General features: G+C 66.3%; 20 protein-coding genes and 1 tRNA gene. 15 read left to right on the top strand and 6 right to left on the bottom strand.

The features are described from left to right. From IY145_RS14565 to IY145_RS14605, 9 genes are all read left to right on the top strand, one after another. The gene (locus IY145_RS14565) at positions 1–3,867 is read left to right on the top strand and encodes a glycoside hydrolase/phage tail family protein (protein WP_196408865.1); all 3,867 of its coding nucleotides are present in this window, start codon (positions 1–3) and stop codon (positions 3,865–3,867) included. 6 nt (positions 3,868–3,873) lie between these two features. Further along, on the top strand, positions 3,874–5,313 hold the full coding sequence (locus tag IY145_RS14570; protein ID WP_196408866.1) for a DUF2793 domain-containing protein: 1,440 nt from the start codon (positions 3,874–3,876) through the stop codon (positions 5,311–5,313). Positions 5,314–5,316: 3 nt separating this feature from the next. Next, positions 5,317–5,841: a DUF4376 domain-containing protein gene (locus IY145_RS14575; protein WP_196408867.1), complete on the top strand. Its 525-nt coding sequence runs from the start codon at positions 5,317–5,319 to the stop codon at positions 5,839–5,841. Positions 5,842–5,887: 46 nt separating this feature from the next. Then, positions 5,888–6,346, top strand: a complete 459-nt coding sequence (locus IY145_RS14580; RefSeq protein WP_196408868.1) for a M15 family metallopeptidase — start codon at positions 5,888–5,890, stop codon at positions 6,344–6,346. Between the two features lie 74 nt (positions 6,347–6,420). Then, the gene (locus IY145_RS14585; RefSeq protein WP_196408869.1) at positions 6,421–6,618 is read left to right on the top strand and encodes a hypothetical protein; all 198 of its coding nucleotides are present in this window, start codon (positions 6,421–6,423) and stop codon (positions 6,616–6,618) included. A 120-nt stretch (positions 6,619–6,738) separates the two neighbouring features. After that, the gene (locus tag IY145_RS14590) at positions 6,739–7,065 is read left to right on the top strand and encodes a PepSY domain-containing protein (RefSeq protein ID WP_196408870.1); all 327 of its coding nucleotides are present in this window, start codon (positions 6,739–6,741) and stop codon (positions 7,063–7,065) included. A 34-nt stretch (positions 7,066–7,099) separates the two neighbouring features. Continuing rightward, entirely contained in the window at positions 7,100–7,774 is a 675-nt protein-coding gene (locus IY145_RS14595; RefSeq protein WP_196408871.1) for a response regulator transcription factor, read from the top strand. A gap of 6 nt (positions 7,775–7,780) precedes the next feature. Then, on the top strand, positions 7,781–9,163 hold the full coding sequence (locus IY145_RS14600) for a sensor histidine kinase (protein ID WP_196408872.1): 1,383 nt from the start codon (positions 7,781–7,783) through the stop codon (positions 9,161–9,163). Between the two features lie 34 nt (positions 9,164–9,197). After that, the gene (locus IY145_RS14605; RefSeq protein ID WP_246722045.1) at positions 9,198–9,632 is read left to right on the top strand and encodes a hypothetical protein; all 435 of its coding nucleotides are present in this window, start codon (positions 9,198–9,200) and stop codon (positions 9,630–9,632) included. A gap of 10 nt (positions 9,633–9,642) precedes the next feature. Here IY145_RS14605 and IY145_RS14610 read toward each other — a convergent pair whose 3' ends face one another. Continuing rightward, positions 9,643–10,812: an acyl-CoA dehydrogenase family protein gene (locus tag IY145_RS14610; protein WP_196408873.1), complete on the bottom strand. Its 1,170-nt coding sequence runs from the start codon at positions 10,810–10,812 to the stop codon at positions 9,643–9,645. Between the two features lie 64 nt (positions 10,813–10,876). Next, positions 10,877–10,962 (bottom strand) — tRNA-Leu (locus IY145_RS14615). Positions 10,963–11,132: 170 nt separating this feature from the next. Here IY145_RS14615 and IY145_RS14620 point away from each other — a divergent pair. Beyond that, positions 11,133–13,088, top strand: coding sequence for a hypothetical protein (locus tag IY145_RS14620; RefSeq protein ID WP_196408874.1), 1,956 nt, complete (start codon positions 11,133–11,135; stop codon positions 13,086–13,088). A gap of 1 nt (position 13,089) precedes the next feature. Here the strand turns inward: IY145_RS14620 and gpt are convergent, their stop codons facing one another. Then, complete coding sequence (gene gpt / locus IY145_RS14625; RefSeq protein ID WP_196408875.1) at positions 13,090–13,575, bottom strand: xanthine phosphoribosyltransferase; 486 nt, start codon at positions 13,573–13,575, stop codon at positions 13,090–13,092. 34 nt (positions 13,576–13,609) lie between these two features. Continuing rightward, entirely contained in the window at positions 13,610–14,362 is a 753-nt protein-coding gene (locus IY145_RS14630; protein WP_196408876.1) for a molybdopterin-binding protein, read from the bottom strand. 168 nt (positions 14,363–14,530) lie between these two features. On the opposite strand from IY145_RS14630, the gene map reads away from it, so the two are divergent. The 3 genes from map (at position 14,531) to IY145_RS14645 (ending at position 17,608) form a co-directional block, all read left to right on the top strand. Further along, positions 14,531–15,367 carry a type I methionyl aminopeptidase gene (gene map, locus IY145_RS14635; RefSeq protein WP_196408877.1) on the top strand — a complete coding sequence of 279 codons (837 nt, stop codon included), beginning with the start codon at positions 14,531–14,533 and terminating at the stop codon, positions 15,365–15,367. Next, a complete protein-coding gene (gene radC / locus IY145_RS14640; RefSeq protein WP_196408878.1) occupies positions 15,364–16,104 on the top strand; it encodes a RadC family protein in 741 nt (246 codons plus the stop codon). Before map ends, radC begins: the two co-directional genes overlap by 4 nt. Before the next feature lie 97 nt (positions 16,105–16,201). Beyond that, positions 16,202–17,608: a DHA2 family efflux MFS transporter permease subunit gene (locus IY145_RS14645; RefSeq protein WP_196408879.1), complete on the top strand. Its 1,407-nt coding sequence runs from the start codon at positions 16,202–16,204 to the stop codon at positions 17,606–17,608. 24 nt (positions 17,609–17,632) lie between these two features. On the opposite strand, the gene IY145_RS14650 is transcribed toward IY145_RS14645, so the two are convergent. Both IY145_RS14650 and IY145_RS14655 read right to left on the bottom strand, forming a co-directional pair. Next, positions 17,633–18,325 carry an RlmE family RNA methyltransferase gene (locus IY145_RS14650; protein WP_196408880.1) on the bottom strand — a complete coding sequence of 231 codons (693 nt, stop codon included), beginning with the start codon at positions 18,323–18,325 and terminating at the stop codon, positions 17,633–17,635. Further along, positions 18,322–20,415, bottom strand: a complete 2,094-nt coding sequence (locus IY145_RS14655; RefSeq protein ID WP_196408881.1) for an ABC transporter ATP-binding protein/permease — start codon at positions 20,413–20,415, stop codon at positions 18,322–18,324. The genes IY145_RS14650 and IY145_RS14655 overlap by 4 nt, the downstream gene beginning before the upstream one ends. 393 nt (positions 20,416–20,808) lie before the next feature. Here IY145_RS14655 and IY145_RS14660 point away from each other — a divergent pair, with 393 nt between their 5' ends. Together IY145_RS14660 and IY145_RS14665 are read left to right on the top strand one after the other, a co-directional pair. Beyond that, on the top strand, positions 20,809–21,762 hold the full coding sequence (locus IY145_RS14660; RefSeq protein ID WP_196408882.1) for an acetyl-CoA carboxylase carboxyltransferase subunit alpha: 954 nt from the start codon (positions 20,809–20,811) through the stop codon (positions 21,760–21,762). 244 nt (positions 21,763–22,006) lie between these two features. After that, entirely contained in the window at positions 22,007–23,527 is a 1,521-nt protein-coding gene (locus IY145_RS14665; RefSeq protein ID WP_196408883.1) for a murein L,D-transpeptidase family protein, read from the top strand. The last annotated feature ends 127 nt before the right edge of the window (positions 23,528–23,654 follow it).

Raw genomic sequence — 23,654 nt, forward strand, 5'->3', positions numbered from 1 at the left:
ATGGCCACACTCTTATTGCAGACGGCCGGCGCGGCGATCGCGCCAGTTGGTTCGATTCTCGGCAATGTCCTCGCCGGCGTCGGCGGGGTTCTGGTGGACGCTGCATTGCAGCCGCGGGCGGCCACGCGGTACGAAGTCGGGCCGCGCTTGAAGGCGATGGACGGCGTGGCCTCGACCGAGGGCGCGGCGATTCCGCGCGTCTACGGCCGGGTGCGCATCGGCGGGCAGATGATCTGGGCGACGCGTTTTCTCGAGCAGGCGAATGTCTCGCTGGACGGCGGATCCGGCAATCGCGGCAAGGGCGGCGGTGGATCGTCTCAGACCGTCAATGTCACTTATTCCTATTACGCCAATTTTGCGATCGGTCTCTGCGAGGGGCCGATCGCTTTCGTGCGGCGCATTTTCGCGGATGGCAATGAGCTCGATATGACGAGCCTGCCGATCCGCATCTACAATGGCGATGAAGAGCAGCTTCCAGATCCGTTGATCGTCGCCAAGGAAGGCGCTGAGAATGCGCCGGCCTATCGTGGGCTCGCCTATATCGTGTTCGAGCAATTGGCGCTCGCCTCTTTCGGCAATCGCATTCCGCAATTCACCTTCGAGGTCACCCGGCCGGTCGCCGGCCTCGGCGAGATGATTCGCGCGATCGATGTCATTCCCGGCGCCACCGAGGCGGGCTATCAGCCGTCGCTGCAATTGAACTTTTTTTCGCCCGGCGCGACCAGTGCGGAAAATCGGCATCAGTCGACGGCGGCGAGCGACTGGACCGCGTCGATCGACGCGCTGCAGGCGCTCTGTCCAAACCTCGAGAGCGTCGCGCTCGTCGTGTCGTGGTTCGGCGACGATTTGCGCGCGGGTCATTGCAGCATTGCGCCGCGTGTCGACGCGACCTTCAAGACGATCGGCGAATTCGACTATGTGTATGGTCCCTATTGGCCCGCGGATTGGTCGGTCGCGGGGCTGAACCGCGCTTCCGCACGGCTCGTCTCTCAGCTCGATGGACGAGCCGCCTTCGGCGGCACGCCGAGCGATGCTTCTGTGCGCGCGGCGATCGCGGATCTGAGAGCGCGTGGGCTTTCGGTCGTGTTCTATCCTTTCGTGATGATGGATGTGCCGCCGGACAATATTTTGCCGGACCCCCGCACCGGCGCGGCCGGGCAGCCGGCGTTTCCCTGGCGTGGTCGCATCACTTGCGATCCGGCGCCGGGACGCGCCGGCGCTGTGGATGGAACCAGCGAAGCGGCGACGCAAGTCGCGGCATTTTTCGCGCAATATCGTAGCTTTATTTTGCATTACGCCGAGCTTTGCGAGGAGGCGGGTGGCGTCGACGCGTTTCTGATCGGCTCGGAGCTGGTCGCGCTGACGCGCATTCGCTCGGCTGTGGGAGTCTTTCCTGCGGTCGCCGCGCTGGAAGCGCTCGCCGTCGATGTGAAGAGCGTTGTTCGCAGCGGCGTGAAGATCGGTTACGCCGCCGATTGGACAGAATATGGCGGGCAGGTTCTGGAGGAGGGCGAGGTTCGTTTTCCGCTCGACCGGCTCTGGGCGTCGACGGCGATCGATTTCGTCGGGATCGACATTTATTGGCCGCTCTCGGATTGGCGTGATGGGGTCGATCATCTCGACGCTCAAATCGCGGCGAGCGTCTATGAGATCGATTATCTCGGCGCGCGCGTCGCCTCTGGCGAGGGATATGACTGGTTTTACGCGAGCGAGGCGGATCGGCAGTCGCAAACGCGCGCGCCGATCGCGGATGCGCTCGGCAAGCCATGGATGTTCCGCGTCAAGGATCTCGTGGCCTGGTGGTCAAACGCGCATCATGAGCGTGTCGGCGGCGCAGAGCTGAGCGCGGCGACGGGCTGGACGCCGCAGAGCAAACCGATCTGGATCGTCGAGACGGGATGTCCGGCCGTCGATCGCGGCGCCAATGGGCCAAATGTGTTTCCAGACGCGCATTCGTCGGAAGGCGGCTTTCCTTATTTCTCGCGCGGCGGACGGGATGATTTGATGCAGGCGCGCGTTCTCGAAGCGATGATCGCGCATTTCGATCCGACGAGTCCCGGCGGTGACGCGCGCAATCCGCTCTCGCCGATTTATGGCGGGCGCATGGTCGACTCGGATCGCGTCCATGTCTGGTGCTGGGATGCGCGGCCGTTTCCCGCCTTTCCGGGCTGCTCGGATGTTTGGGCCGACGCGGCGAATTGGGAGACGGGACATTGGTTGAATGGAAGGCTAGAAGGCGCGCCGCTCGATCGGCTCGTTTCTGAGCTCGCATCGACGATCGAGACGGGGGACTTGCGCGTCGAGCGGCCGGCGATTCACGGCTTTGTCGACGGCTATGTTCTAGATGCGGCGATGTCGCCGCGCGAGGCGATCGAGCCGCTCGCTTCGTTGTTCGGCTTCGAGCCCATCGTCTCCGGCGGAGCGCTGCGCTTCGTCTCTCATGCGGCGAAGATCGTGCGCGAGATCGGAGACGGCGATCTCGTTCCGAACCAGGACGGCACTCTCGTCGAGCTGCGGCGCGCGCAGGAGAGCGAGTTGCCGCATGAGATTGCGCTGTCCTTCGGTGATTCGGAGTTCGACTATCGCACGGGCCGCGTGTTGTCGCGGCGGCTCGAGGGCTATTCGTCGCGACGCAGCGAGGCGCAGACCGCGGTGATGATCGGTCGGGCCAATGCGCAGCGATTGGCCGACATTTGGTTGCAGGATATTTGGGCTGGCCGCGAGACAGCCCGATTTTCGGTGCGGCCTGGACTCGTGATGTTGGAGCCGGGCGATGTGGTGTCGCTCGCGAGCGCTCCCGGCCGTCTTTTGCAGGTCACGCAGATCACCGATGGCGCGGCGCGAGCGATCGAGGCGCGCGCTGTCGATCCGAGCGTCTACGATGTTTGCGCGCATGCGGTCGCGCGGCGGATTCTCGCGCCTCCGGGCGTGATCGGGCCTCCGCGTATCCTCGTTCTCGATCTTGCGATCGCGAAAGATGGAGAGATGGCGCTGTCGCATGTAGCGGCTTTCGCCGACCCCTGGCCGGGCGCGCTCGCGATCTGGCGCAAGATCGGCTCGTCCTTCGAGTCGATCGGGCTGATCGAGAAGCGCGCGACGATCGGCGAGACGCTGGATGCGCTCGCGCCCGGACCGCTTGGATGTTTCGACCATGGCGCCAGCGTCACGGTGAAGCTCGCCTCGGGCGCGCTCGCCTCGGTGGACGACGGCAGCGCTTTCGCGCTGCGCTCGGCGATGGCGATCCGCGGCGCCGACGGCGCTTGGGAGATATTCGCTTTCACGCGCGCGGAGCTCGTCGCGGCCGATACTTATCGATTGTCGCGATTGCTGCGCGGGATCGGGGGGGAAGATTCGCTCGCGTCACGGAGCGTGGCGGCGGGGGCGACGGTGGTTCTGCTCGACGATGCGATCGTCCCGCTCGCAGTGGATGTCGCAGAGATCGATTCGGCGCGGGTCTATCGAATCGGACCCGCGGACCGCGATCATGGCGATCCGACCTTTGTCGAGCTCGACGTCGCGGCGACGCGCAAATCCTTGGCTCCCTATTCGCCGACTCATGCACAGGCGTGGCGAACCACGGAGGGCGTGGAAATCTCGTTCACGCGGCGCGGACGAATCGACGCCGACGCATGGGAGCCCTTCGACATTCCGCTCGGCGAGGAGAGCGAAGCCTTTGACATCGTCGTCGCGCTTCCGGGGGGCGGCGAGCGCGTGCTGAGCTCTGCGACCGATTCCGTCGTCTATGCGGCGAGCGACGAGCTCGCCGATTTCGGAGCGCCGCAGACGAGCTTCGCATTGTCGATATTTCAAATCGGCGCGCGTGTCGGTCGGGGTTTTCCGCTCGTCGCGACGCTGTTCATCGAGTGAGCCTCCATGACAGAAACGATTCATCTCGCTCTGCCCCGCATTGACGCGGCGCAGGCGCAAAAGCATGTGACTCACAATGAGGCGCTGGCGCTCCTCGACGCGATGACGCAACTCGCCGTCATCGAGAAGCGGACTTTCCCTCCGACCGCGCCTGCCGAAGGGGATCGATATCTCGTCATCGCCACGGCGACCGGGGCTTTCGCCGGGAAGGAGCAGAACGTCGCCGTTCGTCTCGCCGGCGGCTGGGTTTTCCTCACGCCGAAAGCGGGATGGCTCGCCTATGTGGAGGCCGAGCAGACGACGTTGCTCTACGACGGTTCGGCTTGGGTGGATGCGGGGCTCGCTCTGCGCGAGCTCCAGACTCTGGCGCTGCTAGGCCTAGGCGCAACAGCGGACTCGGCCAATCCGCTCTCTGTGAAAGCCAATGCTGTTTTATTCGCGGCGCGGACGATCGCGGAGGGCGGCGCCGGCGACTTGCGCGTCAAGCTCGTGAAAGAGGCGGCGGGCCATACGGTCTCGCAGCTCTATCAATCCAACTGGTCCGGCCGCGCGGAGACGGGGCTGATCGGCGACGATGATTTCCATGTGAAGGTCTCCGCCGATGGAACGACATGGCGGGAGGCGCTCATCGTCGACCGAGCGACCGGCCGGGTGGCGTTTCCGAGCGGAACGGGCGACGGCGCGCCCGCCGCCTTTCGCAATCGCCTGCGCAACGTCGCATTCGCGGTCAACCAGCGCGCCGTCTCGGGGACGGTGACGCTCGCGGCCGGACAATATGGCCATGACGGCGTCAAGGCAGGGGCCGCGGGGGCGAGCTATACATTTTCGGTGAGCGAGATCGATACGACTCTTTCGGTCACTGCCGGTTCGTTGATCCTGCCGATCGAAGCCGTTCTGATCGAAGGCGGAGCCTATGCGCTGGCGCATGACGGAACGGCGCAGGCGCGTGTCTGGCAGGGAACGGGCTATGCGGGTTTGGGCGCTTATGCGCCGGCCACGCGAAGCGCGCCGCTCGTCGTCGCGGGGCTGACGACGGGCGCGCAGACCAATGTCGAATTTTCCGCGGGGACAATTCTGCGACCGCAATTCGAACCGGGCGGCTATGCGACGGGGTTCGAGCGACGGCCGCCGGGCGTCGAGTCGGCGGTGTGCCAGCGCTATTACCAGCCGATCATCGGCTGGTGCGGCGGATGGCAGGTTTCCAGCACGCAACTCTCTGTCGCAGGCGCCTTCGCCGTTCCGATGAGAGCGGCGCCCACAGTGATGATCACGACGTCCGCGACGATAATCGTGCAGTTCGGTTGGTCGTTTCAGACCGCATTGGCGATCACGGCGGCGGGGGTGAACGGTAGCGGCGGGTATCTCGATATAACGACGACGACAGCGAGCATGGGGAGCCTCGGTTCGATCCGTGATTTGGGCATATTCGCTTCCGCGGAGATTTGAGACATGAGCTATTCGATCATCTCCGATGTTTCTGGATCGCCGCTCGCGCGCGTCGTTCGGCGCATCGCCGATGGGGCTGTCGTGCCCATCGACGCCGACAGCGTCGACAGCGCCGCCTATCGCCAATGGCTCGCCGACGGCAATGTGCCGACGCCCCTCGCGACGCCGACGCTCGCGGAGGCGAAGATAAAAAAGCTCGCGGCGCTCGCCGAACGTCGTTGGCGCGCCGAAACGGTGGGGACGATGGCGAGCGGCATGAACCTGCCGACCGACGAGAAAACGCAGGCGAAGCTGACTGCGGCTGTGGTGGCCAGCGTGCTGGACAATGATTATGCGGTGAATTGGAAGCTGGCGGACGGTAATTTCGTCTTGCTCGACCATGCGACTCTCGTCGCCGTCGCGCAGGGCGTGCGCGCTCATGTGCAATCTTGCTTCGATCGCGAGGCGCAGCTCGTCACGGCGATCGGCGCGGCGTCCGACGTCGCCGCGCTCGCGGCGATCGAAATAGAGACGGGATGGCCCGTCTGACGCCGCATTTTGTTCGCGGCGCTTCTCTACTGAAAGGACATTCGTCATGATCGATACGAAGGTCGCGGCGCGTCGCGCGCCGCGCGGAGGTTTTGCTTTGGAGGAAAGCTCGGAGGCGAAGCTCTCAGGCGTCCATCCCGATCTCGCGCGCGTGGTGCGCGCCGCCTCGGCGCGCTGCGAGCAGACATTCGTCGTGTTCGAAGGCGTGCGTTCGATCGCGCGTGAACGCGCGCTGATCGCGCGCGGAGTGTCGGCGCTGAAGAATCCGTTCCGCTGTCGCCATGTGCCGACGCTGGATCCGAAATATGGGCTGGTGGGACATGCGGTCGATCTCGTTCCGCTCGTCGACGGCCGCCCGCAATGGTCGTGGCCGCATATCTATCCGATCGCGCGCGCGATGAAGGCGGCCGCGCAGGCCGAGCATGTGACGATCGAATGGGGCGGCGATTGGCGCATGTTGCGCGACGGTCCGCATTATCAGCTTCCCTTCGCGCTCTATCCGTGACCGCGGCGCGGGTTCTCGCCGCGCGTCAAATTCCGCGCCGGGCGGTCTCCCGGCCAAACGAAAGGACGAAACACATGGGTCTTTCGCTTTCTTCCGCTTATGGCTGGCTGCTCGCTCGGGCCGAGGAGCCCTCGACCTGGGCCGGGACCGGCGTGCTGGCGGCGATCGTGCATTCGATCGCGCCCGGCGCGCTCGGCGATGGCGTGCTCGCGGCAGGGGCCGCGCTCGGCGGCCTGATCGCGGTCGTCGCGCCCGAGAAGAAGCTGGGCTGAGGCCTTTCGGGCGGCGTCGGAGGGGCTTCGACGCCGCCCGCCTGTCCACAGGCGTTCGCATATCGCGTTCACTCGGCGTTCAGCAGGCCCGTCGCATAGATTTTGCGGGGAAAAGCGAGAATGCGTCCGACTGTATCGAAAATATTGGCGCTGCTGGTCGCCATTCCGTCATCCGCGCTCGCCTGGGCCGCGGATCGGCCGGCCCTGCAGTGCCTGCCGATCGCCGAGACCCGGCAGCTCATCGCGGACCGGCGGCTCGGCGATCCTTTCGCGCTCATGCAGGCTGCGAGCCTCGCCGCCCATGCCGAGCCCATCAACGCCAGGCTATGCCGCGACAATGACGATCTCGTCTATGAGATCAGCCTGCTGCGCCGCGACGGGCGGGTGGTGCGGATTTATCTCGACGCCGCGACCGGCCAGCCCCATGCTGGCCATAAAGAACGTTGAAAAGCGATTCGCTCGGGGAGAAGGGGATTACGGCGTGCGGCTTCTGGTCGTGGAGGACGACAGGGATTTGAACCGGCAGCTCGTCTCTGCGCTGGAGCAGGCGGGCTATGCGGTCGATCGCGCCTTCGATGGCGAAGAGGGGCATTTCCTCGGCGAGACCGAACCCTATGACGCCGTCGTGCTCGACATCGGCCTGCCGAAGAAGGACGGCGTCACCGTGCTCGAGGAGTGGCGCGCCGCCGGGCGGATCATGCCCGTGCTGATTCTCACCGCCCGCGACCGCTGGAGCGACAAGGTGCAGGGCTTCGACGCCGGCGCCGATGATTATGTCGCCAAGCCCTTCCATATGGAGGAGCTGCTCGCGAGGCTGCGCGCTCTGCTGCGCCGCGCGGCCGGCCATGCGACGAGCGAGATCGTCTGCGGCCCCGTGCGGCTCGACACCAAGGCGGGACGCGTCGTCGTCGACGGCGCCGCGGTGAAGCTCACTTCTCACGAATATCGGCTGCTCGCCTATCTGATGCATCATTCCGGGCGCGTCGTGTCGCGCGGCGAGATCGTCGAGCATCTCTACGATCAGGACTTCGACCGCGACTCCAATACGATCGAGGTGTTCGTCGGACGGTTGCGCAAGAAGCTCGGCGTCGATCTCATCCAGACGGTGCGCGGGCTCGGCTATATTGCGGCGCCGCCGGAACCGGCCAAGCGCTGAAGCGCGATGCGGCGATTGGGCTTTCCGGGGCGATCGATCGCGGCGCGGCTGTTCTTCGCCGCCGCGGCGCTGAGTTCCGTCGTGTTGATGATCGCCGGCCTCGCCCTCACCGAATATTATCGTCGCACGGCGGAGGAAGTGTTCGAGCAGCGGCTCGGCGTCTATCTGCGCGCCATCGTCGCCGATGTTTCCGAATCGGGCGAGGACGGGCGCAGCGGGCCGGGCCAGCTCGGCGATCCGCAATTCGAGCTGGCGCGATCCGGCTGGTATTGGCAGATCACCCGTCTCGACGGTGAGGCGCATGAGATAAAGGCCTCGCGCTCGCTGTTCGCGGCGCGTCTGCCCAAGCTTTCGGATTTGCATGTGCCGGCGGAGACCGGGGGCGTGCGGCGCGGCGTCGCGCTGGGGCCGGACGGGCGCTTGCTGCGCATCGTCGAGCGCGTCATCGATGTCGGCGACATCGGCGTCTATCTGGTGCAGGTCGCCGCGACGACGGAGGAGACGGAGCATCAGATCGCGCGATTTCGCTGGTCGCTGATGGTGGCCTTCTCGCTGCTCGCCATAGCGCTCGCGCTCGCCACCGCCGTGCAGGTGAGCGTCGGCCTGCGTCCCCTGAAGTTGCTGCAGCGGGAATTGTCGCTCATTCGCCGCGGCGAGCGCGGGCGCATAGAAAGCGCCTATCCGACCGAGGTGGCGCCGCTGGCCGATGAGCTCAATCTGATGATCTCCGCCAATCGCGACATTGTGGAACGCTCGCGCACGCAGGTCGGCAATCTCGCTCATGCGTTGAAGACGCCGCTCAGCGTCATCGTCAATGAGGCGGACGCCGCGCCCTCGCCGCTCGCCGCAAAGGTGAGCGAGCAGGCGACGCTGATGCGCGATCAGATATCCTTCTATCTCGAGCGGGCGCGGGCGGCGGCGCGCGCCGGCGCGATCGGCGCCACGACGGAGGTCGCGCCCGTGGTGGCGGCGCTGCTGCGCACTTTCGGCAAAATCTATGGTGAGCGCGGCGTCGCTTTCTCCGGCGAGGCGGCGCCGGAGCTGCGTTTTCTCGGCGAACGGCAGGATTTGGAGGAGATCGTCGGCAATCTGCTCGACAACGCCGGCAAATGGGCGGCGAGCGAGGTGCGCTTGTCCGTGTCGCTGGAGAATGCGGAGGCCGGGCGCAGCCGGCTCGTCTTCACGATAGACGACGATGGTCCGGGCCTCGCGCCGGAATTTCGCGCGCAGGCGACGCGGCGCGGCCAGCGGCTCGACGAGACGAAGCCGGGAACCGGGCTCGGCCTGTCGATCGTCGCGCATCTCGCGGCGGATTACGGAGGCGCGCTCGCGCTCGCCGACAGTCCGCTCGGAGGCCTCCGGGCGCAGGCGCGCCTGCCCGGCCTTTGACAGGGCGAAAAGCTTCCGGCAAGAGGAGAGGAGATTGCGAGAACGGAGAGAGTTCATGTCGGCGCAGGCGAGTTCGGCGATCGTCAGAATTGCAATGGGCGCAGGCCTTTTTTGCGCGGCGCTGACCGTGGCCGGTTGCAATTCGACCGCGCCTTCCGCTCCCGCCGTCGCGGCTGTCGTCGCTCCTGAGCCGCCGGCGCCTGGGGTCGTCGGCGTGACGATCGGCCGTGAGCTCGATGCGTCGGATCGCGCCATGGCCGTCGTCGCGCAGCAAGAGGCGGTCGCTTCCGGTCAGCGCAAGAGCTGGCGCGGAACCCGTGGCGCCTATGGTTTCATCGAGCCGGGACCGGAGGCCGCATTGGGCGGCTGCCGCGACTATACGCATAAGATTTTTATCGACGGCCGCCCGCAGCAGGCCAAGGGCCAAGCCTGCAAGAAGCCCGACGGCGGCTGGCGCGTGGCGAGTTGAGCCGCCTCTCTCAAGAATAGAAGGACGGCGTCGGATAGGCGTCGTTGAGCACGAAATCTCCGATCTCCTTCAGCTTGTGATCGATGGGATCGTGCAGAGTGTGGGTGCGGGCGTTGCGCCAGAAGCGATCGAGCCGCAGCCGCGCATGGGTCGCGCGGGCTCCCATGATCTCGAAGATGCGCGAGCCGATGTCGAGCGAGGCGCGCGCGCTCACGGCTTTGGCTGTCGCGATCTCGATCGCTATGGCGCCGCGTTCTCGCGGCGTGATGGAGTCGCCGCGCTCCCAGCCGCTCTGAAAGGCGCGCGTGGCGCGGTCGAGGAGGGCTTCCACGGCGGCGGCCTGCGTCCACAGCTCGCCGGCCGTGTGGAGAATGAACGCATCGGCGCCGATGCGCGCGGCGCCTTCGCTCGGCAATCCGCGCACATAGGCTTTCGCCTCGTCGAGCGCGCCGCGCGCGAGCCCCGCGAAGATCGCGACGAGGAGCAGCTGCACGAGACAAGGCCGCAGCGCCGCGAAAGGCGAGCCGAGCGGGCCGGGAGCGACGAGCAATTCGTCCTCGCGCAGCTCCACGCGCTCGAAAGAGACGGAGCCGCTGTCGGTCTGGCGTTGGCCCATATTGTCCCAATCGTCGTGAATGCGCAGGCCTGCGCGCCGCGTCGGAATCGCGGCGATCTTCAACCTGTCCTCCTCGTCCAGGGCGGAGACGATGAGCATGTCCGAATCGCTCGCGCCCGAGCAGAAGGTCTTGGCTCCGTCGAGCCGCAGAATTGCGCCGTCGCGGGAGAGCCGCAGGCGCGGGTCTTTGGGATTGACCGCATTGCCCCAGAAGCAGCGCTCCCGCGCGGTCTTCTCCATCAGCGCGCGCGACTGCTCGGCGGTTCCGAAGATTTGCGGCGTGACCACCATCAGATGATGAAAGGCGAAGAGATGGGCGAGCGAGCTGTCGACCGCGGCCATTCGCTGGACGGCTTGCACGATCTCGATCCAATCGGCGCCGGCGCCTCCCAGCGCGCGTGGAATGGCGAGGCTCAGCAAGCCGCTCTCGCGAATGAGATCGCGCTCGCGCTTGGCCGTGCCGCCTTCCGTGTCGCGCCGCGCCGCCGTCGAGGCGAGATCGGCGAGCAGCGGCTCGAGCGCGGGATCGCTTTGAAATCTCGTTTCGGTCTCGAGGTCGGACATGAGGAAAAAGCTCCTCGGGGCGGACGAGCCGACGACCGTCGGGCCGTCGAGGTGAGGCGGCTTTTGGTGCGGACGGCGGGGATCGAACCCGCATGGGCATAGCCCGAGGGATTTTAAGTCCCTTGCGTCTACCGGTTCCGCCACGTCCGCGATTCGTCGAAGTGATAGCGCAGCGCGCCGACCTCGGCAAACCGGACTCGCGCCCGACCCGCGCCGATGGGCCGACCTCAACCTCGGGTTAACCATGAGGGCGATATGTCTCGGCGGTTCGCCTCGGAGCGGCCGCGCGGCTCCTCGGGCCTCCTGCGCCGGGGAGTCGATTGCTCACCTCGACCGATCAAATCGTCCGCCGCGACGGCGATGTGGATGCGCGGGCGCCTCGAATTGCTCTCGTCGCGCTCGCGCCGCTCGCGGCCTGCGCGGCGATTTTCCTTCTGCTGCGGCCCTATTACGGGCTCGAGCATGACGCTGTGATCTATATGGGCCGCGGCCTCGCCGATCTCGACCCGCAGGGCGTCGGCCGCGACATCATGTTCCGCCTCGACGGCCAATCGAAATTCAGCGTCTTCTCGCGACTCGTCGATTTCCTCATTCCGCTTCTCGGCCTCGCCGCGGCGGCGAAATCGCTCGCCTTCGTCGGCTGCACGCTCTGGTTCGCCACGCTGGCGGCGCTGGCCTCGCGCCTCGCGCGCAAAGAGGCGCTGTCGGCGTTGCTGCTGCTCGCCGCCTGCTTCGACAGCTCCTATGGCGGATTCGGCGTCTTCCATTTCGCCGAGCCTTTCGCGACGCCGCGGCCTTTCGCCGAGGCCTTCGTTCTGGCGGCCTTCGCGGCGCTGCTGTCCGAGCGGCGCTGGACGGCCGGTCTCTGCCTTTTGGCCGCCGTAGCTTTTCACCCGATCATCGCCGCGCCGGGCGTTCTCGTCGCGCTGCTCTATGAAGGCTGGAAAGATCGGCGCATTTTCATCGCCGCGCTGTTCGGCGGGGTGGGGCTGCTCGCCGCGGCGCTGGCCGGGGCGCCGCTGCTCGAGAGGCTGACCGCACGCATCGATCCGCAATGGGCGGCGATCATCTCGGTGAGGAGCGATTATATTTTTCTCATCCATTGGCCGGCGAGCACATGGATCGCGATCCTGCGGCAGGCGAGCACGCTGCTGCTCGCGGCGAGCCTCGCTCCGCCGGGCGCGCGGCGTCTGCTCTTTTGCGTCGTCGGGGCGGTCGGCCTCGGCCTCACGGCGAGCTTTCTGCTCGGCGATCTGCTCATGCGTGAGCTCGCGGCCCAGGCGCAGAGCTGGCGCGCGCTCTGGCTCGCCGCCGCCTTCGCGCCGCTGGCGTTGGGCCTCTGCGCGCCGGCGCTGTGGCGCGCGGGGGCGCAGGGCCGCATCGTCCTCGCGCTTCTCGTGACGAGCTGGATTTTGCGCGCGGCGCCCGAGAGCGCCTTTCTCGCTCTCGTCGCGGTTCTCGCCTGGTGGAGCCGGGCGCGCTGGAGCGGCGTCTCGCTCGCGCTGCTGGAGCGGGCGTTTCTCGCGCTCTGCGGTCTCTGCGCGCTCTGCGTGCTCGGCGTGGCTTTGTGGTTCGCGCGCGAATACGCCCGCACGGCCCCGAGCGAGGATTCGGTCCTGTCCTCGGTGCTGCGCGCCGGCGAGCCGGCCTATGTTCCGCTTCTCCTTCTCGCTCTCGCCATGCTCGTCATCGCATGGCGGCCGCGCCCGCTCGTCGCCGCATCGGCTGTGGCGATCACCGCGCCGCTCGCGGCCTTCTGCTGGTCTCATGAGCCTTTCCCGCTGCGCTCGGCCGATATCCGCCCGCCGGAGCTCGAGGCGCTCGTGGCGCCGCATGCGGGCGAGGTTCTCTGGCTGAATGAGAAGCTCGCGCCTTGGGTGTGGCTCGGTCGCGCCAATTGGGCGTCGCATGTGCAGGGGTCGGGCGCCGTATTCTCGCGCGCTCTGGCGCTGGCCTGGCGGGAGCGAATGGGGTTTTTGCGCGATCTCGGCTGGGTTGCGGACGGCGCTCTGACGCCGCGCCCCGGCGACGGCGTCGATTTTCCGCCCTTTACGCGCGGCGCGCTGGAAAAACTATGCGGACGCGCCGATGCGCCGGCCTTCGTGGTGGGGGCCGTCGAATCGCCGGATGCGCTCGCTCCGGGGCTGGAAGCCGGCTTTTGGCGCGGCCCGATGCGCTTTTCGCTGCATCTTTCCGGCGAGGCGCCGCGATGGACGCCGATCGAGCATTACGCGATCTTCGATTGCGCGGCCTATCGGCCGGCCCCGGCGCAATAGATCAGGGCGATCCTTTGGCGATCGGCGCCTGGAAGGTGAGGCCCGTGTCCCAAGGAAAAAAGATCCAGGTGTCCTGCGAAACCTCGGTGACGAAAGTGTCGACCAGCGGCCGGCCCTGTGGCTTGGCGTAGACGGTCGCAAAATGCGCCTTGGGCAGCAGCGCGCGCACCACCTTCGCCGTCGCGCCCGTGTCGACGAGATCGTCGACGATCAGCACATCCTCGCTCGGGCGCGAGAGAATCGTCTCGGAGAGCGGCTTCAGCACATGGACCTCGCCGCGCTGCGTCTCCTCATGGTAGCTCGCGACCCCGATCGTGTCGATGACGCGAATGCCGAGCTCGCGCGCGACGATGCCGGCCGGCACCAACCCGCCGCGCGTCACCGCGACAATGGCCGAGAAGCGGCCGACGGCCGAGAGCCGCCAGGCGAGCGCGCGCGCGTCGCGGTGGAAGGCGTCCCAGGACACCGGAAAGGCTTTGTCTCCCATAAAGCGGTCTCCTCGAGAGCGGTCTCCTCGGCCGTCAGAGCGGCGTTCCATTGGCGGTGAGCCGCACGATCAGCGCCCGCACCTTCTGCGCCGCGGCCTCGAGCTCGGCGCCGTCGCGGCTCCGCAGCACGATCTGATTGCGCACGCCGGCGCTGGAGAAGGACGGATAGGAGCCGACCGTCACGCGCTCATGCTCCTTGGCGATTCGCTCCAGATCGGCGGCGTAGCGGCCCTCCGGTATGCCATGCGCGTCGACGGTGGCCACCTGCACGCGCACGCCTTTGACGATGCGCCCGGCGGCGGCGTCCAGCATGGCCTGCATGATGATCGGCACGCCGGCCATGACGATCACATTGCCGATCATGAAGCCCGGCGCCTTGGAAATAGCGTTCTCGATCAGCTCCGCGCCCTGCGGAATGCGGGCCATGCGCCGTCGGGCGGGATTGAGATCCTGCGGGGCGATGCGCTCCAGCAGCATGGCGATGGCGCGCTCGTCCTCGCCGATCGGGACGCCGAAGGCCTTGGCCACGGCGTCGGCGGTGATGTCGTCATGGGTGGGGCCGATGCCGCCCGTGGTGAAGACATAGCTGTAGCGTCCCCGCAGCGCGTCGAGCGCGGCGACGATCTCCTCCTCCACGTCCGGCACGACGCGCGCCTCACGCAGGTCGATCCCCAATTCGCCCAGATATTTGGCGATATAATTGGTGTTGAGATCCTGCGTGCGGCCGGACAGGATCTCGTCTCCAATCACGAGCACGGCGGCCGTGACTATGTCTTCGCGCTCCATCGGGCCGCTCCTTCGGGTCAGTCTGGCCGAAACTCTATGACAGGGCCGGCGCCGAGGCCAGCCGGGCGTTCGGGGTTCGGCCGTTCGTGGCGCGCGCGCATCTTGCTTTGCGGCGCCAATTTCTTAATTTATAAGCTAAAGCCGGCGACGACCAACAGAGAGCACAGCATGACATTCGTCGAGTCCCACCTCGCGGGCTCAGGCCGCAAGAGCGGCCAGATCAAGCTCCATGGACCCGAGGATTTCGAGGCCATGCGCCTCGCCGGCCGGCTGACGGCCGAGGCGCTGGATATGCTCGTCCCGCATGTGAAGCCCGGCGTCACCACCAAGGCGCTGGACGATCTCGTCTTCGACTTCGCCATAGCGAACGGCGCCTATCCGGCCCCGCTCGATTATCGCGGCTATCGCAAATCCATCTGCACCTCGATCAACCATGTGGTCTGCCACGGCATTCCGGACGAGAAGCCTCTGCGCGAGGGCGACATCGTCAATGTGGACGTGACCTTCATCGTCGACGGCTGGCATGGCGATTCGAGCCGAATGTTCGCCGTGGGCGAGGTGCCGCGCCGCGCCCAGCGCCTCATCGATGTGACCTATGAGAGCCTCATGCGCGGCATCGCCGTGGTGAAGCCCGGCGCGACGACGGGCGACATAGGCGCGGCCATTCAGCGCTTCGCCGAGGCCGAGCGCTGCTCCGTCGTGCGCGATTTCTGCGGCCATGGGCTCGGCCGTCTGTTCCATGACGAGCCCAATATTCTGCATTATGGCGTGCCGGGGCAGGGCGTCGAGCTGCGGCCGGGCATGTTCTTCACCATAGAGCCGATGATCAATCTCGGCCGGCCGCAGGTGAAGATCCTCGGCGACGGCTGGACCGCTGTCACCCGTGATCGCTCGCTCTCGGCCCAGTTCGAGCATTCGCTCGGCGTCACCGAGACCGGCGTCGAAATCTTCACCGCCTCGCCCGCCGGGCTCGACAATCCCAACGGAGCCTCGAGCGCCGAATGAGCGAGCCGCGCGCGCCTCGGCGGCGGGCGGCCGGCGACAAAGCCGCCGACGGGCTGCGCGAGGAAGCGCCGCATTTTCATGGACACAGGCAGCGGCTCCGCGACCGTTTCCTGGAGGCGGGCGAGGCCGCGCTCGCCGATTACGAGCTCTTGGAGCTCGTGCTCTACCGCGCCATTCCGCGCCGTGACGTGAAGCCGCTGGCAAAATCGCTGATCGCGCGATTCGGCTCCTTCTCCGAGGTTGCGGCGGCGCGGCCGGAGCGGCTGCGCGAGATCGAGGGGCTCGGCGAGGCGGCGATCTGCGAGATCAAGCTGATGGAGGCGGCGGCGCGGCGCCTCGCGCGCAGCAATCTGCAGAAGCGCACCGTGCTCTCCTCCTTCGTGGATGTGATCGACTATTGCCGCACGGCGATGGCCTACGCCGAGCGCGAGGAGTTCCGCATCCTCTTCCTCGACAAGCGCAACGCCTTGATCGCCGACGAGGTTCAGGGCGTCGGCACGGTGGATCACACGCCCGTCTATCCGCGCGAGGTGGTGCGGCGGGCGCTGGAATTGGGCTGTTCCGCGCTGATATTGGCGCACAATCACCCTTCGGGCGATCCGACGCCCTCGACCGCCGATATTCGCATGACGCTGGACATCATCGCCATCGCCCAGCCCTTCGGCATCTCGGTGCATGATCATTTGATCGTGGGGCGCAACGGCCATGCGAGTTTGAAGGGGCTGAAGTTCATTTGACGCGGCCGTTTCGACATTTCGGGCGAAAATCGTCATAAACGGTTTGTCTCGCGTCGCTTTCGCGAATCGCCCCAGCAACCCGCTTCCACGAGGTCCGTTGCCTTCCTTCGCCATCACGCCGCTCATAATCGCCACAGCGCTCTTCATGGAAAACCTCGACGGCACCGTGCTGGCGACGGCGCTGCCCGCCATGGCCGTCGATCTACACGAAGACCCCGTCGCGCTGAAACTCGCGCTCACCTCCTATCTGCTGTCGCTCGCTGTGTTCATCCCGCTCTCGGGCTGGGTCGCGGATCGTTACGGCGCGCGGCGGGTGTTTCGCGCGGCGATCCTCGTCTTCACCTTCGGCTCCATCCTCTGCGGCTTCTCGACCTCGCTCGCCGGCGTCGTGGCGGCGCGCGTGGTGCAGGGGCTCGGCGGGGCGATGATGGTGCCGGTGGGGCGGCTCGTTCTGCTGCGCGTCGCCCCGCGACATGAACTCGTGCGCGCGCTCGCTTATCTCACCATTCCGGCGCTGATCGGCCCGGTCGTCGGGCCGCCGCTCGGCGGCTTCATCGCCACTTATTTTCATTGGCGCTACATCTTCTGGATCAATGTGCCGATCGGTTTTCTCGGCGTCGCGCTCGTCACCCGCTATATTCCCGATTTGCGCGAGGAGGGCGTCCCGCCGCTCGATGTGAAGGGTTTTCTTCTCTCGGGATTGGGACTGTCGAGCCTCGTCTTCGGGCTCGGCGTCATCGGAAGAGGAATCGTCCCGGCGCCCGTCGCGGCATTGCTCATCGCAGCGGGCGCGACCGCGCTCGTCCTCTATGTGCGTCATGCGCGGCGGACGCCGCATCCGATCATCGATCTCGATCTTTTGCGCGTGCCGACCTTCCACGCCGCCGTCCTCGGCGGCTTCCTGTTCCGCATGGGGCTCGGGGCGGTTCCCTTCCTGCTGCCGCTGATGCTGCAGACGGGCTTCGGCCTGACGGCGTTTCAATCGGGGTCGCTGACCTTCATCGCCGCTATCGGCGCCATAGCGATGAAGACCACGGCGCAGCCCATTCTGGGGCGTTTCGGCTTTCGGCGCGTGCTGATCGTCAATGCGCTGATCTCGGCGGGGTTCTACTGCCTCAACGTCTTTTTTGCGCCGACGACGCCGCATTGGGCGATCATGGCCGTGCTGCTCGCCGGCGGCTTCTTCCGCTCGCTCCAATTCACGGCGCTGAACGCGATCGGCTATGCCGATATCGATCATCAGGCGATGAGCCGGGCGACGAGCTTCGCCTCGGCGGGCCAGCAATTGTCGCTGTCGGCGGGCGTGTCGCTCGGCGCTGCGGCGCTGGAGACATCGCGCGCGCTGCGTGGCGACGACGCCTTGCGGCTCGCGGATTTCGACGCGGCCTTCCTCATCGTGGCCGCTGTTTCGGCCTCCTCGATCCTGATCTTCCGAAAGCTCGCGCCGACGGCGGGCGAGGGGCTGACGGGGAAAGAGGCGGTCGAGGCCGACGGAGCGGCCTGATTATTCACCGGGAACGGATTTCGCTCAGCCGCGAAATCCCGTGGCGAGCACATAGAGCTCCGCCGAATCGGGGCGGCTCGCCGCCGGCTTCAGATGGCGCACCTGCGCGAAGTCGCGTTTCAGCGCCGCGAGCAATTGATGCTCCGTGCCGCCCTGCAGCACTTTGGCGACGAAAAAGCCGCCCGGCGCCAGCACGTCTCGAGCGAAATCCGCGGCGAGCTCGGCGAGCGCCACGATCTTCAGATGGTCGGTCTGCTTATGGCCGGTGGCGTTGGCCGCCATATCGGACATGACGCCATCGGCGCCGCCGCCGAGCATGGCCTTTATCTGTTCCGGCGCGGTCTCGTCGTTGAAGTCCATCACGGTGAACTCGACGCCGGCGATGGGCTCCATCTCGAGCAGGTCGATGGCGACGACCTTGCCCGTGCCATCGGCGGATTTCACGCGCGCAGCGGCGATCTGCGACCAGCCGCCGGGCGCGGCGCCGAGATCGACGATGCGCTTGCCCGGCGTGAGCAGCTTGTGGCGCTCGTCCATCTCGAGCAGCTTATAGGCGGCGCGCGAGCGATAGCCGTCGCGCTTGGCCTGCGCCACAAAGGGATCGTTGAGCTGGCGCTCCAGCCAGAGCGTCGAGGACAGCGAGCGCTTCCTCGCCGTCTTCACGCGCTCCTTCAGCGAGCGGCCGCCTTCCCGCCCCGAGGCCCCGGATTTCGTCATGCGAGCACCGCTTCGCGCGGCGCGAAGGTTCCGTCGGCCTCCTGCTCCATCGAGATATGGCGATGATGGAAGGCGTGCAGGCTCGAGCGGTGGCCGATGGAGACGACCGTCGTCTGCGGCAGGCGCTCGCGCAGCATGGCGTAAATTTCGCCCTCGAGCTTCTCGTCGAGCGCCGATGTCGCTTCGTCGAGGAAGAGCCAGTCGGGTTTGGCGAGCAGCGCCCGCGCGACGGCGATGCGCTGCTGCTCGCCGCCCGAGAGGCGCTGGCCCCAATTGCTCTCCTCCTCGAGATTGGCGACGAAGCCCGGCAGGCGCGCCGCCTCCAGCGCCTCGGCGATCTCGTGGCGCGAATAGGCTTCGGGCTCGGCGGGATAGGCGACGGCGCGGGCGAGGGAGCCGATCGGCACATAGGGCCGCTGTGGCAGCAGCATCACATTGGCGCCTTCTGGAACCTCGATACGGCCCTCGCAATAGGGCCATATTCCGGCGACGGCGCGGAACAGCGTCGATTTGCCGGAGCCCGAGGGGCCGGTGAGCAGCGCCGATTCGCCCGGAGCGAGCTCGAGACCCTTCGCCTCGACGATGCGGCGACCGTCCGGCAGAGCGAGCGTCACATCGAAGGCGATGTCACGGCGTTCGGCGCGTTCTGTCGGCTGCGCGGCGTTCAGCTCGTCGGCGCGGTCGGCGGCGGCGTCGAAGGAGGCGAGACGGTCGAGCACCGATCTGAAGTCAGAGAGGAAGACGTAATAGTCGACGAAGAAGGTCAGCGCGGCCTCGACATTGTCGAAAGCGTCGGCCGTCTGTCGCATCACGCCGAACTTTATCTTGCCGGCGAAGTAGAAGGGCGCCGTCAGCACGAAGGGGATGATGATCGACAATTGGTTGAAGGTGGCGGTGAAGGAGACGAGCTTCTTGCGCAGGTCGATGATGGCGAAATAATTGGCGACGATCGCGCCGAAGCGGCGCACGAGCGAGGCGCCCTCGGCGCCTTCGCCGCGGAGCAGAGCGATCTGCTCGCCATATTCGCGCAGCCGCGCGAGCGAGAAGCGGAAGTCTGCCTCGCGCCTCTGCTTCTCGAACAGGAGCGACGTCAGTGGACGGCCGATCAGATGGGTCGTCACCGTGCCGATCGCGGCATAGATGAGCGCGGCCCAGAACAGCAGGCCCGGAATGGCGATATTCGCCTCGAAGAAGGTGAAAGCGCTCGAAATATCCCACAGCACGATGGAATAGGAGACGAGCGAGCTCAGCTTGGAGATGAGCAGGATCGAATAGGAATAGATGCCATATCCGGAATCGCCGCCGTCGATGAAACGATTCACGTCTTCGGCGATGCGCTGATCGGGATTGTCGGTCACGCCGCCGACGAGCGCCATGGCGTAATGGCGGCGCCCGCCGAGCCAGCGCGAGACATAATGCTTGGTGAGCCACTGTCGCCAACGGATGATCAGCGTCGATTGCAGCACATAGTCGATGACCGCCACGACGACATGGACGAAGGCCCAGGGCGTGAAACCATAGAGGAACAGCCGCCAGAACTCTCCGGCGTTCATCTCCTGCAGCGCCGTGTAGTAATCGCGGCGGATGAAGGAGAGCCGCACCGAAATGCCGACGAGGCCCTGGCTCATGAGCACCAGAGTGACGATCATCGCTATGGCGATCAACGGCTCGCGCACGCGAAAGGCCGGGAGGCCCCAAAGGCGAAGCTCGGTGCGGTCCTGCGCGTCGAAATAGAGATCGGCGATGCGCGTCATCTCGCGCACGACCGGGATATGCGAGAGGCCGAAGACGATGATCGAGAATATGGCGACGGTGAGCGACATGCTCTCCGGCAGCGCATAATTGGCGAGCGCGGCGGGCCACAGGCCCTCGACCTCCAGCAGGCGCGCGGCGCCGAAGACGACCGTCTCCACCGAGAAGATCGAGACGAAAATCTTCAGAAAGCTCGAAATCTCCGCGCTGCGCCAGGTGGTGAAGGCGCAAAGGCCCGCGCCGGCGGCGAGGAGAAAGAGATTGGCGTCGCCGAGATGAACGCCCGCCGCGAGCGTTAGCGCCGCGAAGACCGCGACGGCCGCGCCAAGTCCTTGCATGTCTCATCCTCTCAATCGTCGCGCCGCATTCGCACGGGGCGTCGCTTCGCTGCGCAGTAATCTCGAGATTGCGCCTTTGCAGTGGCGCGCTGCGTCGCCCTCGCCTTGCGATAGCGCGCTTTCGGGAGGAAGGGCAAATCGCCGCGCCGCGCCGCGCTCCTTCGACGAGGAAGGATTTTGCTCGAGCTGCGCCGCATTCTCGGGCGAGCCTGCGTCCTTCCCCCGCGGGAGAGAATATCTTGCGTCGCATCGGGCGGCCGAGGAAAAAATTCGGTGTTTTCGTCCGCCGCGCGCGCGGCGATAGGGGCGCATTCTTGACTTCCCGCGCCGATACGGCCAGTTTCCGCGCCGCTTCGCTAGGCTTCCGAGCCGCAATCCCGTGTCGTTCGCCACATGCGTTCCTATCTCGACTTCGAAAAGCCCGTCGCCGAATTGGAGACCAAGGTGGAGGAGTTGCGCGCGCTGGCCTCCAAGGGCGACGGCGTGTCCATCTCCGACGAGCTCGCCAAGCTCGAGGCCAAGGCCCACAAGGCGCTCGCCGATCTCTACGCCAGCCTCACCCCGACGCAGAAAATACAGGTCGCACGCCATGCGCAGCGGCCGCATTTCTCCGACTATGTGCGGCTTTTGTTCGACGAATTCACGCCGCTCGCGGGCGACCGCGCCTTTGGCGAGGACGCGGCCATCGTCGGCGGTTTCGCGCGTTTTCGTGGCGAGCCGGTCTGCCTCATCGGCCAGGAGAAGGGTTCCGACACGGAGAGCCGGCTCGAGCATAATTTCGGCATGGCGCGGCCGGAGGGCTATCGCAAGGCGGCCCGGCTCATGGATCTCGCCGACCGATTCGGCCTGCCGGTCATCTCGCTCGTCGACACTTTCGGCGCCTTTCCCGGCATAGACGCCGAGCAGCGCGGCCAGGCCGAGGCGATCGCCCGCTCCATCGATGTGTCGCTGTCGCTCGGCGTGCCCAATGTGGCCGTCGTGGTGGGCGAGGGCGGCTCCGGCGGCGCCATAGCGATCGCCAGCTGCAACAAGGTGCTGATGCTGGAGCATGCCGTCTACACGGTCGCTTCGCCCGAGGCGTCGGCCTCCATTCTGTGGCGCGACGCCTCCAAGGCGCAGGACGCCGCCACCAGCATGAAGATCACCGCCCAGGACTTGCTGAAATTCGGCATCATCGACGTCATCGTCGCCGAGCCGGCGGGCGGCGCGCATCGCGATCCGGAGACGGCTGTCGCCGCCGTCGGCGAGGGGATCGACGACGCGCTGGCGAGCCTCGCCAATCTTTCCCGCGCGCAGATCGTCGAGGCGCGGGCCGATCGCTTTCTCTCGGTCGGCCGCAAGGTCTGAGCAGACGAGATTCGGCGTCTTCCAGCATTCGCCGATCACGAATCCTCGATCGGCGCCGATCTCTCGGCGTGAACCATCGGTTAACCTTTCAAACGTTTCCCGCCCTCTGTCAGGCGTGGACAGCCACGCTCTGGCCTTATTCTTCCTCTTGCGTTAGAAGGACGTTGGTAATTCGACGTCTATTGTCGTGCTAGGCTCCCGAGGCGTGATTCGCGCTTGCGGGCGTGGACATCGAGGGGCGAGAATGAGTCTCTTCCAAAACGCCGGGCGTCTCGCCCGCTGGGGCCTCGTCGGCGCCGCCTTCTCGCTCTCCGCCTGCAATGATCTCGGCTCGGGCTCCCAGCGCTCGTTGACGCCCATTCCGCCGGAGACTCTGGCGATGATGGAGCAGGCCGGCGTCACCAAGGAATCGCCGACGCTCATCCGCGCCTATAAGAAAGAAGCCGAGTTCGAAGTCTGGAAGCAGCGGCCCGACGGCCGTTACGCCTACCTCAAGACCTTCCCCATGTGCCGCTGGTCCGGCCAGCTCGGGCCCAAGGTTCGCGAGGGCGACCGCCAAGTGCCGGAGGGGTTCTATTCCATCACCCCGGGGCAGATGAATCCGAACTCCGCTTATTATCTCTCTTTCAACGTCGGCTATCCCAACGCCTATGACCGCGCTTTCGGCCATGGCGGCGGCTCCATCATGGTGCATGGTGCCTGTTCTTCGGCGGGCTGTTTCTCGATGACGGATCGGCAGATCGGCGAGATCTACGCCATTCTGCGCACGTCGTTCAACAATGGGCAGCGTTCGATCCAGATGCAGTCCTATCCGTTCAAAATGACGGCGGAAAATCTGGCCAAGCATCGGATGGACCCGAATATCGGCTTCTGGAAGCAGCTGAAGGAAGGCTCCGATCATTTCGAGATCGCCGGCAAGGAGCCCGCGGTCGGCGTTTGCGGGCGGCGCTATGTTTTCGACGCCGCCTCGGCCAATGGCCAGCCGCTCGACGCCTCCTTGGCCTGTCCGCCACTGAGGCGCAATGCGGAGATAGAGGCGCAGGTCGCGCAAAAGGCTGCCGCCGACGAGGCGAAAGTGGCGCAACTGGCGGCGGCCGGCGTGCGGCCGGTGCGCGTCGTCTATCAGGACGGCGGCCAGCATCCGGATTTCTATGCCCGCGTCGCCGAGGTGAGCCGACCCGACGCGCTCATCGCGCCGATCGAAATCGCGCTCGACGAGAAGATCGGCGGCTCCAAGTCGCGTTCGCCGCTCATCGCCATGAGCGCGGCCAAGCTCGCCGCCAAGGCCAAGAAAGAGGCGGAGATCAAGATCGCCGCGCAGCCGGCCACGACCATCAAGCCCGCAGAAGCCGCGCCGGCCGAGCCGACCAAGCTCAGCGCCTTCGCCGGCGCGACCGATTCGATCGGCGGATTGCTCGGCTTCCCCAAGGAGGCGCCGCCGGCCGCGCCCGCGGCTCAGAGCGAGGCTCCCGCGCCGGTCGCCAAAGCCGAGCCCGCCAAAGCCGAGCTCTCGAAGGCCGTATTCTCCAAGACCGAGGTTGCCAAGGCGGGGAAGGCGGGGCCCGTAAAGGCCTCTGCGACCAAGACCGTAGCCACCGGCCAGTCTGCTGCGTCTCAGGCGCCGGCCTCGCTGCCGCCGCATCGCGTCGATCCCGCGAAAAAGCCGCAGGCGTCGCTGGGCGGCGAGCATCGCGCCAAAGTCGCCGAGGCCGCCGCAAGCGCACCGGCGTTGCGCGAAGGTTTGTCGCCCTCCGCTCGCCCCTGACGGCCATCACTCCATATTTTGGGAATTGGACGATCCGCCCGGCGCGGATCGTCTCAATTTTGCCCGCATTCCTCGGAAAAAGGCGTCCTGAGCGCGACTGTTCGCCGGGCGGCCCCTTGAAAATTCC

Source organism: Methylosinus sp. H3A (genome assembly GCF_015709455.1).
In the GTDB taxonomy this organism is placed as follows: Bacteria; Pseudomonadota; Alphaproteobacteria; order Rhizobiales; family Beijerinckiaceae; genus Methylosinus.